Annotated in this window: 8 protein-coding genes; 1 reads left to right on the top strand and 7 read right to left on the bottom strand. The window is 57.6% G+C overall.

The genetic code is table 11. The features are described 5' to 3' along the window. Nucleotides 1–113 precede the first annotated feature (113 nt). From dinG to QPL95_RS02870, 5 genes are read right to left on the bottom strand one after another with little or no spacing between them, the layout of a single operon-like run. Nucleotides 114–2291, bottom strand: coding sequence for an ATP-dependent DNA helicase DinG (gene dinG, locus QPL95_RS02890; protein ID WP_303289492.1), 2178 nt, complete (start codon nt 2289–2291; stop codon nt 114–116). Next, on the bottom strand, nt 2291–2983 hold the full coding sequence (locus QPL95_RS02885; RefSeq protein ID WP_303289491.1) for a general secretion pathway protein GspB: 693 nt from the start codon (nt 2981–2983) through the stop codon (nt 2291–2293). Before QPL95_RS02885 ends, dinG begins: the two co-directional genes overlap by 1 nt. 3 nt (nt 2984–2986) lie before the next feature. After that, the gene (locus tag QPL95_RS02880; protein WP_303289490.1) at nt 2987–4675 is read right to left on the bottom strand and encodes an ExeA family protein; all 1689 of its coding nucleotides are present in this window, start codon (nt 4673–4675) and stop codon (nt 2987–2989) included. Nucleotides 4676–4681: 6 nt separating this feature from the next. Further along, on the bottom strand, nt 4682–6169 hold the full coding sequence (locus tag QPL95_RS02875; protein ID WP_303289489.1) for a DUF3336 domain-containing protein: 1488 nt from the start codon (nt 6167–6169) through the stop codon (nt 4682–4684). Between the two features lie 23 nt (nt 6170–6192). Further along, on the bottom strand, nt 6193–6984 hold the full coding sequence (locus QPL95_RS02870; protein WP_303289488.1) for a VacJ family lipoprotein: 792 nt from the start codon (nt 6982–6984) through the stop codon (nt 6193–6195). Nucleotides 6985–7067: 83 nt separating this feature from the next. Here QPL95_RS02870 and QPL95_RS02865 point away from each other — a divergent pair, with 83 nt between their 5' ends. Then, nucleotides 7068–7475 carry a thioesterase family protein gene (locus tag QPL95_RS02865; RefSeq protein ID WP_303289487.1) on the top strand — a complete coding sequence of 136 codons (408 nt, stop codon included), beginning with the start codon at nt 7068–7070 and terminating at the stop codon, nt 7473–7475. Nucleotides 7476–7481: 6 nt separating this feature from the next. Here the strand turns inward: QPL95_RS02865 and QPL95_RS02860 are convergent, their stop codons facing one another. Both QPL95_RS02860 and hrpA read right to left on the bottom strand, forming a co-directional pair. Continuing rightward, nucleotides 7482–8603, bottom strand: a complete 1122-nt coding sequence (locus tag QPL95_RS02860) for a beta-ketoacyl-ACP synthase III (RefSeq protein WP_303289486.1) — start codon at nt 8601–8603, stop codon at nt 7482–7484. A 139-nt stretch (nt 8604–8742) separates the two neighbouring features. Continuing rightward, nucleotides 8743–12603, bottom strand: coding sequence for an ATP-dependent RNA helicase HrpA (gene hrpA, locus QPL95_RS02855; protein ID WP_303289485.1), 3861 nt, complete (start codon nt 12601–12603; stop codon nt 8743–8745). Nucleotides 12604–12717: the final 114 nt, after the last annotated feature.

Raw genomic sequence — 12717 nt, 5'->3', positions numbered from 1 at the left:
GAAATTCAGGCCTTCAGACTTCTTGTTCCGCGTTGTTTCGACGCCCGGGTTCGATTAGAACCCTTTCTACAAGAGCCACCCCTCTGGGGCTGGCTCTTTTTTTTGGGCCAGGATCAATGTTCGATGAGTCTTCGGAACGGCGGCAGTGCATCCAGCAGCAGCTGGCCATAACGGCGGGCAACAATACGACGATCCAGAATGGTCACCCTGCCGGTGTCTTCCTCCGTTCTCAGCAGCCTGCCCACCGCCTGCACCAGCTTCACCGAGGCATCCGGCACCGTTATTTCCATAAACGGATTACCCCCGCGCTGGGTCACCCACTCCGCCAGACTGGCCTCAATGGGATCGTCCGGCACCGAGAAGGGCAAGCGGGTGATCACCACGTGGTGCAGATACTTACCGGGCAGATCGATACCCTCGGCAAAGCTGGCGACGCCGAACAGAACACTCGGCCGGCCCGCATCAACCCGGCTGCAATGGGTGCGCAACACCTCATTCTTCGCCATGTCATCCTGTGTCAGTATCAACTCCGGGTAGTCGGGAGCCAGCGCGTCACGTACCAGCTGCATCTGCCGGCGGGAGGTAAACAACACCAGGGTGGCTATTTCACCGGCCCACAAGCCAGGAAGTCTTTCGATCAAGGCATCCCCGAAGCCGTCGTCTGAGGGCATGGCGGCCATCGCCGGCACTTCCACAGTGGCCATGTCCGCATAACGGAACGAACTGGGCACCACCAGATAGCGACTGGCCTCCGGCAGCCCCGCCCGGGACCGAAGGCGGTCAAACCGCCCAAGTGCGGTCAGGGTGGCACTGGTCAGCACGGCACCGTAAACCCGGGACCACAAACGCGAGTACAGCAGGTTATCCGCCAGTACCGGGGAGCTGAACAGAGTGATGTCCTCAGCGTGCTCCCAGCGTTGACGCACCGCCCATCGGGCCGCCGGGGGACCTTTCCGGGACACAGGCTCGGTGTTGCCCTCTTGTTCGGACTTGGCGGGAAGCCCGGGTTCACACCACGCCGTCCACAAACGCAGCTGCTCTTCTGCCCGGCTGTGAAAGGCACCGACCACCGGGTACCAGGAATCGGCGGTGTCACGATCCAGTTCGGGGTCCTTGCGCTCATCAAAGGCGCTCTGTAACTCCTCGACCAGAGTACCCAGTAGTCGGCACAGGCCAGCGGTGACAATTCGGGTTTCAGCCGCCAGTTCGGCCAGGCTCTCCGGCAGCTCGCCCTCCGGATAACGCCACTGAGCACTGCGCCGCTCTTCGTTGAAGTCCCAGCCGGTATTCTGCTCAACGTCTTCGTAAACTTTACTCAGCGCAAGATCGAGATCACGGCCTGACAGGCTGATTTTTTCGACCGCTTTTGCCGCCTGGGACCCACCCGGCAACCAGGGCTGCATTTTGACCAACGCCTGGGAGAGCTGTTTCAACCACTGGCGGGTTGAGTTCAGAGGTACCGATGCCGCGAAATGGTTCAGTGCCTTATCCGGCAGGTGATGTGCTTCGTCAAAGATAAACAGGGCGTTCTCGGGTTCGGGCAGGATCGCGCCTCCTCCCAAAGCAAGATCAGCCAGCACCAGGTCATGGTTGGCGACAACGATATCGGCATCGTCCAGATCTTTGCGGGCCTCGAAAAAGGCACAACTGTCAAAGTAGGCACAATGGCGGTTGGTGCATTGCCTGTGATCCGTGGTGACCTGGCGCCAGATCTCATCAGGTATCTGCTCCGGCCAGTGGTCCCGGTCACCGTCCCATTCCCGGGAGCCATAGGTACCCAGCATTTTCTCAAACATCGCCCGGCTGGTCGCCTCATCGTCAACCGGCTTATCCAGGAGAAACAGCGGCATGGTATCGCTGTCGCCGTGGCCTTCGTCATGCAGCCGCGCTTCCAGACGTGACATGCACAGATAGCGGCCACGCCCTTTGGCAAGCGTCCAGTTAAAATCCAGTTTGCTGTGCTTACGCAGATCCGGCAGATCTTTCAGCACAATCTGATCCTGCAGCGCGACAGTTGCAGTGGAAATCACCAGGGTTTTACCAAGGGCTTTGGCCACTGGAATGGCTGCAATCAAATAGGCGAGTGTTTTTCCCGTACCCGTACCGGCCTCTACCACGCAGGCTGCGGGTGGAGAGGTGCGCTGGCCGTCATTATCGGTAATCTCACCCATGTAGCGGGCAATTTCCGCAATCATCAGGCGTTGGCCGTAGCGGGCACGCACGCCCTTGCCGGCCAGCACATCCCGGTACGCCTTCTGTATCTGCTGTTTTACCTCGTCCGTCAGCGCCATTACCGGGGGCTCACCCAGTCACGCACTATCCCGACCCGGAATCGCTGGCCATTTTTACTCAGAACCACGCCATCTTGTGTGATGCGTTCCACCGTCAACTGGCCGAAACTCTGGCCGGCACTGAGGTAGCGATTATTGATCATCACCCGGCTTGCCGAGGGGTCTGAGGAGTAAATATGGCTGTTGAAGGTCAAATCAGGAACACTCTTTTGAAACGAAAGGGGCAATTCTACCAGATGTGGCACCCTGCCCTGGGGCTGGGATTGCACCGGGGCTGCGGTATCTCTTGGCGCAGTCTGGCTGGGCACAATCACGACGGGCTGCTCGTACAGAGGCTCCTCGGAGCCGGAGGCTGGCAAAGCCTGCGCCGCCTCATCGGGCACGCCTGGGCCGGGTGTTATTACTTCGGGCTCGGGCCGCGCAACAGCCGCGGCTTCACTGGGTGCCTGCTGCGGCTGCGGCTCCGCCACCGGCTGTCGGGTTTCAAGCGGAGCCTGAGCTTGCCGGACCGGCCACATGACATAGGCCACAACACCGGCATTGACCAACAGCGCAAGAGCAACCCAGACTACCGCCGGTACCGGCTTCTTCTTTGGCCGGTACACCATCTGCACCTGCTGACCAAGATCCGGCGCTTTACCCTGGCGCCGCTCTGTTTCGGATTTTCTCAATGCATCAAGTATGTACGACATAACCTACCTGCTTCCGGCTGTCGACGTCTTCACCAGCCGGGGCACATTCACCGCCAGGTCATTATTCATCTGGATGATGGTCATCGCACCCGGTATGCCGTCTACGGTCAGGCCACGCAGTTCTTGATACCAGCGAACCTGCTGTTCCATATCAAGCCGTTTGACCCGTGCGGCTTCCGATGAATGGTCAGCAAGCCGTTCGGCCAGCTCCATCATTCTGGAGCCCATCCAGAGCTGCTCTCCGGAAGCATCACCGTAAAAGCCATCACCGGTTTTGTATTCAGGCACCCGCCACAACACACGGAACTCGCCAAACCAGTGCGGCTCGATTTCCCGAAAGGGCACGTTCACCACGCCCCGGGGCGTTCTCAAGCTCGCAACCTCCCCTTCCAGAGATTCCAGTACCAGCTGCGTTTCCCGACCACGGCTGTCCTGCACAACAAGAATCGCCGGGCGATTCAGGAACTCCATACTTCTTCGGGTGCCCTGACGCTGCAAACAGCCCAGCCCAACCGTGGCTGCGTGCTCACAGGCGTAGGGGGACGTAGCCGGGTTCCACGACTTGCCCCAGATCTGGAACAGCTCGCCATAGGCCTGCACCTGGGTGAGCGTGTGTTCAGTGAGGGAAAACGGCGTTGTCGCTGCCAGCTTCGGCCCAATGACCGCCGCCGGCTCGCCGCCTGCAGCAACCACCGGCTCAGCCGTACGCTCAATGACACCGGCGGCGGGCAGACCGCTGTTATCATCCGCCATCACTGGCATCGCAGAGCCCGGGCGACCCAGAACCCAGACCGTAGCCAACACCGAAACCAGCAAAACGGCCACGAACAACCCCAGATAGCCTGCCTTGACACCGAACTGCCGAGACTTCCTGGAACCCGCCTGCAAATCACCGGTAACCTCCCGGGCAGCACGTTTGATGTGCAGTGCCGATATCTGATGCTCACCCTCGGCGTAAGCGCCCAGTAACGCCCGGTCGCTGATCAGGTTGATCAACCTCGGCACGCCGTGGCTGGCTTTATACAGTTTGCGAATGGCGCCAGGCGTGAACAAATCTCCCCGTAACCCGGCAACGCCGACCCGGTACTGCAGATAAGCCGGCAGTTCCGTATTGTCGATGGCATCCAGGTGGTAGCGGGCGGTAACGCGCTGGTTGAGCTGACGCAGTTCCGGCAACGCCAGAATGTCCTGCAACTCGGGCTGGCCCAGAAGCACAATCTGCAGCAGCTTTTTCTCTGCGGTTTCCAGGTTGGTCAACAAGCGAAGTTGTTCAAGCACCTCCGCTGACAGGTTCTGGGCTTCATCAATGATCAATACCTTGTGACGGCCGGCCGCATGGGCTTTCAGCAAATCCTGGTTGATGGCATCCACCAGAACCTTGATGGAGGCATCCGGCGCGTGGGGAATTTCCAGCTCGTCACAGACAGCAGACAGTAACTCCCGGGCGGAAAGCCGGGGATTCAGGATCAGTGCGATATCTACGTGTTCGGGTGCGTTTTCAATGAAGCACCGACACACCGTAGTTTTACCCGTGCCCACCTCTCCGGTAATCACGATGAAACCACCCTGCCCCTGAACGCCGTACATCAGATGTGCGAGGGCTTCCTTGTGGCGATCACTCAGGTAAAGGTAGCGCGGATCCGGAGCAATGGAGAACGGCGGTTCCCGAAAGCCAAAAAAGTCGTAGTACATGTTTCCTCAGGGCCTGGCCGAGTCGGCACCGCTGACCAGTTTCAGTTCCGCGGCACGCCGGTTTTGCTGTTTGAGCCGGCGAACACAGCGCTCCAGGGTTTTCGATATGCGGGCGTGAGATCGGATCATGGAGATCTTTGGCCAGGTGGCCCTTTCGCCCTGGAGAATCATCTCGCGCACATACTCCGGGCTGGGATTCGACAGCATATGCCGGTAGTGGCGAATCGAGTAATCCGGTGCAATGGTAACATCCCCGGAATAGCGCTGCGCCATAATGGTATGCAGCTGACCAGAGACCTGCCTGAGCAGCTCCGGCCGAACTCGCTTGCGCAGATAGTCAAACACGCCCTGGCCGTGAAACAACACTTCGGATTTCAACAGGTGCATTGGCAGGCGCGCCAGGGAGAGCTTCTCATCATGGCCACGGTCGCTCAGAAACGGTATGACGTGAGGGTTGGTCTGGCTGACGATGGTAAAATTGACATCGTACAGATGCATCAGTCGCTCTATCGGCAGATCACTCACCACAGAGCCATCCACGAACTTCAGCCTGGGCATATAGGGCAAGGTGTTACCGTACAGATCCTTTTTCATCAGCGTCACCGGCGGGAAGACGCCCGGCACGGCCGCACTGGCGAGTGCCGCACTCCACACCATCAGGTAGGGTGAGGTGTAACCGCACAACAAACGGGCTTTCTGGTGCGCCTGCACCGGCGAAACGCTGATATTGATGCTACGACCGGTACGCTGGTAGGCCTCCTCGAAGGTATACTCGCCAATATTTTCACGCAAACACTGCTTGAGCACCGACTGATCCATTAACCCGTCACCACGCATGGCGCTGAGCAGGCCCCGCCACTTCCAGGCGTTCAGGTTGTGGTTTTCAGGAACCAGCATATCGGGAATCTCGGCATCGGTGTGCACCCCCAGAATGCCCGCAATAATCGCCCCGACGCTGGAGCCTGCAATCACCTGCGGCAGCAGCCCTTTTTCCCACAGAGCTTTGATCACACCGAAGTGGAACATGCCCAGCCCCGCTCCCCCACTGAGCAACAGTGTTGGCCGGCCGTAGCTGGTCAGCGTGTCCCGGAAGAATTGCAGCTTGTCGTAAACCGGAAAGCCGGAAACCGGGTGGTCGCAAAGGAAATCGAGCGATTCGCAAACCTGCGTGATGTATTCTTCGATCAGGTGCTTGGTGCCCACCCGTGAGCGGGTGTACAGCGCCGGGTTACCCATATTCCCCAGATCGTGGTGCAAACCCTCGCGCAGGGCCCGCTTCAGGCGTTCAAAATCGTTTTGCTGCCGGTACTGCTTGAGGTTGCTGAGCCGATCGTAAATCAGCTCATAGTGATAAAGGTCTGAGGCAAAATCTTCCTTCCATTCCGCACTGCCCTCGAGAAAGTCCAGCTCCAGCGCGGCGGCTTTCCACTGCTCGTAGTTCTGAGCTTCTGCCAGCAATTTGCGGAATCTGGTAATTCTCGGATCCTTGATCACCTGCGGCCTCCCGGTAGTGATGCTCAGAAGTCTTCAAGCATCAGGTCTTCTTCGTCATCACTGGCGAAGGGGTCTTCCATGATCTTACCATCGTTAATCATGAATTCACGACGTTGCAGAAAGGCATTTCTCACAAACGTGTACCGGTCACCGGAAATGAAGCTTTCTGCCGGTATCAGGTCGGCTCTTTTATCGACGACCTGCAATCCGCGCAAGTAATACCACTCCGGGCTTTCAACCGAATCCCAGGCGGAAGGCAGCATGAAACTGTCGCTCGCAAGGCCGGTAAAATGCCGAGGCGTTGAAGGCCCCAGCAGCGGCAACATCAGATAGGGGCCAGAACCCACTCCCCAATAGCCCAGCGTCTGGCCAAAATCTTCAGGACGCTCGGGCAGATCGAACGCCGTTGCCACATCGATCAGGCCACCCAGACCAAACACCGTGTTATAGGTAAACCGCCCGAAAGCAACAACGGCTGATTCACCTTTCAACTGCAGCAGACTGTTGGTGAAGTTGCGAATTTCGGTCAGGTTGTTGAAAAAGTTCGTGACGCCGCGGTCAACGAGATCCGGCGTGACCGTTCGGTACGCCTGGGCCACCGGGCGCAGAAACCATTGGTCGACCGTATCGTTAAAAACAAAAATGTTACGATTCCACTTTTCGTAAGGATCGCTGGCATTCACCGCCGGTGCGCCATATTCCGGAGGTTCCTGGACATTCTGGGCAAAGGCAGGAGTGCCGGCTACCAAGGCCAGAAGCAGCAGCCCCGAAGCCGCATTTGACCAATACCGGATATTGGATTTTCTCATTTTCATCTCTTGGGTTGTTTAATCTGTTTCTGTTCGTCGACAATACAGGCGTTTTGTTATTTTAATGAAAGCCTTCCGGAGGAAATCAGATGTCAGTACCGGGCAATCTCGTCAGTTCCCTTGCCATGGCCCTGCGTTGGGGCGACATGGATGCATACGGCCACGCAAACAACACGGTTTACTTCCGCTTCTATGAGGAAGCCCGCATTGTCTGGCTGGCAGAACTGGGGCTCGGCAAAACCGACGATCCCACAGGACCGGTCATTATAAAGACCAGCGCCACGTTTCTGAAGGAATTGACGCACCCGGCCAGCGTTGTGGTTGAAACATACGCGGACAAGGCAGGAAATACCAGCCTGGATACTTACCACCTGCTTAAGGATGCGGAGACTGGCGACGTCTACGCGGAGGGCTATGCAAAGATTGTCTGGATGGACCGGACTACCCGGAAATCCACCCCGCTGCCAGATACCCTCAGGGCACTGGCAGCGAAGTAGACAGGCTTAGCGGTGGCGAACGACAACGCTGCCAATGGAATAGCCGGCGCCGAATGAGCAGATAACGCCCAGGTCGCCGGCTTTCAGGTCATCCTTGTGCTGATGGAACGCAATGATCGAGCCAGCGGAACTGGTGTTGGCGTATTCATCCAGTATGACCGGAGCCTCTTCCAGGGTGGCATCTCGCCCCAAAACCTTGCGGGAAATCAGCTGATTCATGTTCAGGTTGGCCTGATGCAACCACATGCGGGTGAGGTTATCCGGTGCCAGTTGCAGCGATTCCAGATGGCTCTGAATGGTTTCCGCCACCAGCGGTGACACTTCCTTGAACACCTTGCGGCCCTGCTGAATGAACAGCTTGTCTGGCTGGCCAATCCCTGATTCGTCGGCACGATTCAGAAACCCGAAGTTGTTACGGATATTATTGGAAAATTTGGTTTTCAGGCGCGTTCCGAGAATCTCGAAGCCCTGTCCCGGTTTGGTATCCTGCTCGCGCTCGACCAAAATCGCGGTGCATGCATCACCAAAGATGAAGTGGCTGTCGCGGTCCCGGAAATTCAGGTGGCCCGAACAGATTTCCGGGCTAACGACCAATACAGCCCGGGCGGTCCCGTTTTCCACCGCATTAACCGCCGCCTGCAACCCAAAGGTGGCAGAACTGCAAGCCACGTTCATATCGTAGGCAAAGCCCTCAATGCCCAGGGCCTCCTGAACTTCGATCGAAACCGCCGGATAAGCACGCTGAAGATTTGAGCAGGCCACAATAACCGCATCCACATCGGCGGCGGACTTGCCGGCTTGGGCCAGCGCTTCTTTACAGGCGTCCACCGCCATATCGCACTGTACCGAGGGCTCATCATTACTTCGCTCGGGAATGTAGGGGGCCATCCGCCTGGGGTCGAGAATGCCTTCCCGATCAATAACGTGCCGGCGTTTGATGCCGGAGGCCTTTTCTATAAAAGCAGAGGACGACGGTTGAAGTTCGGCCAACTCACCGCGGGCTATTTCTTCCGCATGCTCATTGTTATAGAGCTCTACATACTGGTTGAACGCTTCAACCAACTCGTCGTTTTCAATGATGGCGGGCGGCGTATACAGGCCGGTTCCGCTGATGACGGCTTTGATCACAATAACCCCACGTCATGGTTATAAAAACAGTTTTTGACAACACGCTGTCGGAAATACTAACACAGTCCGTCAAAATTGCCCGTGGGACGATCGTCCAGTCTCCGGAAACGCACCATCAGTGTGCAATCAGAGAGCGCAATCAGATCCGGGTTTGCTGCCATTGTTTGTCGAGCCGCTTGGCGGAGACCGTCATGGCTGTGCCCAGTTGTTGGGCAAAAAATGACACCCGGTATTCCTCCAGCATCCAACGGTACAACTCCAGCTCCGGATCGCGCACGCCCTGACGCTTTTGTTGTTCGAGCTTAGTCGCGTAACGGGCCCACAGCGGCTCGATACTGTGCAGGAACTCCCGCTCCTTGCCCATTTCCCTTGGCATTTTCTCCAGTCGAACAAGGGCCGCCTCGAAATAAACGCCGAACCGCGCCAGCCACTGAGAGGGTGTCGATACAAGAAACCCTGGGTATACAAGGTGTTGTAGCTGGAACTTAAGGTCAGACATACTATTAGCCATCGCCAGGCTGATCTTACCTTTAAGCTGTTTTGCAACCTTCTGGTAACCACTCATTGCCTGAAACAGGCGCTCATCGGCCTGCTCCAGTGCCGGGATAAAGTCGCCCCGGTGCGCATTGAACACCTGATCAAAGCTAGCTTCATCCCTTGGCAGAGCAGCCGTCAGAAAATGCTCCATAACCGCCGCCAGCAACAAATCATCCAGCAACACTTTGGCCTGGCCTACCGGTGCGAACATCAAAGCCGACTGTTTGAACCTGGGCAACTTGCGCTCAAGATCAGACAAGGTGCTGCCGAAGCGGTTGATGATCAAGCGGGCAACACCCCTGCGTGTCGTATTTTCTGCCGTCAGGCGGTCGAGGCAACGAATCGCACGCACTCGCTTACCCAGGTCTTCAAGTGCCGGATACACCGTTACCTGCATGCCGCCCTTTTCCGTCTGCACCTGCTCCGGCAGAGAACCAAACTGCCAGTCGGTATGGTCGCCGGCGGGTTGCTTACCGGTATCTTCACTTGCCGCGGTTGCCAGGGCTTCTTCCGCCCTGCCTTCGAGTGTTGCCTGTAACTCGTCGGCGTTTCGGCTTTCTGCGATCAACTTCCCTTTATTGCCGGTGACCCTGAGATTCATTCGCAGATGCCGCGGCAGGTCAGCCTCAGGCCAGGCTTCGGGGTCTATCTGTACGCCGGTCATGCGCCGCAACTGATCCGCCAGCTTGATCGCCAGTGGCTCGTTGCCCGGCTGCATGTTCGCCAGAGCCGCATCGACAAAATCGGGAACAGGCACAAAATTTCGCCGCAGGGCTTTCGGCAAGCCTTTGATCAGCGCGATGCATTTTTCTCTAAGCAGCCCCGGCACCAGCCACTCAAGACGCCGGGACGGTATCTGCCGCACTGCCATCAGTGGCACGTTAAGGGTCACACCGTCACGCTCGCTGGTCGGTTCAAACTCATAGCTGAGCGGGTACTTCACCCCTTCCCACTCCAGGTAATCGGGGTACTGTTCGGCAGCAGCCTGGTCCAGAGGACGCTGAAGAACGTCTGCTTCGGTCAGCTCCAGTTTGCTCAGGGCCTCTGGCGACAAGCCTTTCCACCAGGTCTCGAAGTGCCGGCCACTGACGATATCGGACGGCAAGCGTGCATCGTAAAAAGCCACCAGCACTTCGTCGTCCACCAGCAGATCCCGCCTGCGTGTTTTCTTTTCCAGGTTTTCGACGGTATCCAGCATGTCCCGGTTACGGGCAATGAACGGCGCTTTCGACTGGTAGTCACCTTCCACGAGCGCTCGGCGGATAAACAGATTACGACACTCGACCGGGTCCACCTTGGCATAGGGAATACGGCGCTTTGCCACGACATCCAGGCCGTAGAGCGTGACCTTCTCATAGCCCATGACCTGGGCGCGCTTCTGCTCCCAGTGGGGCTCAAAAAAGTGGTGCTTGACGATATGGCCTGCCAGCGGCTCCACCCATTCAGGCTGAATGCTTGCCACCATCCGGGCGAACACTTTGCTGGTTTCCACAATCTCCGCTGCCACAATCCATTTGGGGCCGGATTTCGCCACTTTGGAACCCGGGAAAATCATGACCTTGCGATTGCGGGTGGCCAGATATTCACGTTTCTCTACCTTCACGGCCACCTGGCCAAGCAAGCCTGCAAGAATCGCTTGATGAATGGCATCGTAACTGGCCGGCTCACGATTCATGGTGAGTTTTTGTTCCCGGCAGATCAGTGTGAGCTGCCGGTGAATATCGCGCCACTCCCGCATACGCATCCAGCTCAGGAAGGTTTTCTGGCACAACTTCTTGAGCTGGTTCTGGGACAGTTCCTGACGTTGCTCTTCAAACCAGTTCCAGATATTCAGGAGCGTGGCAAAATCCGACTCTTTGTCGTTGAACGGTGCATGGGCCTGATCGGAAGCCTGTTGCTTGTCCTGGGGCCTTTCACGGGGGTCCTGAACACTCAAGCCGGCGATCACGATAAGCACTTCTGCGAGGCTGCCATGGTCCGCCGATGTAACCAGCATTCTGGCCAGGCGCGGGTCCAGCGGAAGCCGGGACATGGTGCGGCCGAGCTTGGTTACCCGGCGTTTATCATCCACCGCGCTGAGCTCTTCCAGAAGCTTGTAGCCATCATTGACCTGGCGGCGGTCCGGGGCTTCCAGAAACGGGAACTGGCGAATTTCACCGAGGCCCGAGGTCGCCATCTGGAGAATGACCGATGCGAGATTGGTTCGCAGAATCTCCGGATCGGTGTACTCAGGCCGGTTCAGAAAATCGGTTTCGTCATACAGCCGGAAGCAGATGCCCGGTGCCACCCGACCACACCGCCCGGCCCGCTGGTTGGCACTGGCCTGAGAAATGGGCTCAATGGGCAGGCGCTGGATCTTGGAGCGAACACTGTAGCGGCTGATACGGGCGACGCCGGTATCGATAACATAGCGAATACCCGGCACCGTGAGCGAGGTTTCTGCCACGTTGGTCGACAGCACGATGCGCCGACCCTTGTGGGCCTGGAACACCCGATTCTGTTCCTGGTTGCTCAACCGGGAATACAGGGGCAGCACATCAGTGTGGCGTAGCTCGGCATGGCGAAGCACTTTACTCAGGGCCCGTATTTCCCTCTCGCCGGGCAGGAAAACCAGAACATCGCCTGGCGGCTGCTTTTCGCTGCGCTCGTGCTGTTCGATCTCGTCCAAAGCAGACAGAATGCCATCGGTCCAGCCCTGATCCCGATCATCTTCATCACCGGCCAGTGGCCGATAACGAACGTCTACCGGATAGGTACGGCCGCTGACTTCTATAACCGGTGCCTGATTGAAGAATTCGCTGAAGCGCTCTACTTCAATGGTGGCAGACGTGATGACCACCTTAAGATCCGGACGCTTGGGCAACAGTTGTTTCAGGTAGCCCAGCAGGAAATCAATGTTCAGGCTGCGTTCGTGGGCTTCATCAATAATCAGGGTGTCGTAACGATCCAAAAACCGGTCGTGCTGCACTTCTGCCAGCAGAATACCGTCGGTCATCACTTTGACCCTGGAATCTTCCGAGGTGTTGTCGGTGAATCGCACCTGATAACCGATCTGCCGACCGACCGGTTCACCTAACTCCTCTGCAATGCGACTGGATACGCTGCGTGCGGCAATTCGCCGTGGCTGAGTGTGACCAATCAAACCACGAATACCGCGACCGAGATTCAGGCAGATTTTTGGGATCTGCGTGGTTTTACCAGACCCGGTTTCACCCGCGACAATCACCACCTGATGCTGACGAATGGCGTCACTGATGTCATCAACCCGGGAGCTGACCGGTAAACCTTCCGGGAAGCTGGCAGGCTTGTGCAATGCCTGGCGTCGGCGAACTTTTTCCAGCCCCTGCTCCAGCCAGTGCGCCATGGTCTCCAGATCCTTCTGCCCGGGCACGCCCTTGTGGCGGCTGACGCGCCGAATAATACGCGCAGCTTCGGTCTGGTTGCAGGCGTCAAGCTGGCTCATAAACGCCTTTACCGCGGCCTTTGGGTCAGCAGGTTCTGGCGCCGGGTTGTGTGTCCGGGTTGTGTCGGTCATTAACGGGCTGTGGGCTCTTCAGATCATGGGTTAGGATTGCAG

Source organism: Marinobacter sp. SS5-14b, from assembly GCF_030541005.1.
Taxonomy (GTDB): Bacteria; Pseudomonadota; Gammaproteobacteria; order Pseudomonadales; family Oleiphilaceae; genus Marinobacter.
Note: the sequence above shows the minus strand (reverse complement) of the source record. Positions and strands in the feature narration are given on the sequence as shown.

Excerpts from the sequence above, each read along its gene's own strand:
- QPL95_RS02865 (WP_303289487.1), top strand. The coding sequence starts at position 7,068 with ATGTCAGTACCGGGCAATCTCGTCAGTTCCCTTGCCATGGCCCTGCGT.
- QPL95_RS02880 (WP_303289490.1), bottom strand. The coding sequence starts at position 4,675 with ATGTACTACGACTTTTTTGGCTTTCGGGAACCGCCGTTCTCCATTGCT.
- QPL95_RS02870 (WP_303289488.1), bottom strand. The coding sequence starts at position 6,984 with ATGAAAATGAGAAAATCCAATATCCGGTATTGGTCAAATGCGGCTTCG.
- hrpA (WP_303289485.1), bottom strand. The coding sequence starts at position 12,603 with ATGAGCCAGCTTGACGCCTGCAACCAGACCGAAGCTGCGCGTATTATT.
- QPL95_RS02885 (WP_303289491.1), bottom strand. The coding sequence starts at position 2,983 with ATGTCGTACATACTTGATGCATTGAGAAAATCCGAAACAGAGCGGCGC.
- dinG (WP_303289492.1), bottom strand. The coding sequence starts at position 2,291 with ATGGCGCTGACGGACGAGGTAAAACAGCAGATACAGAAGGCGTACCGG.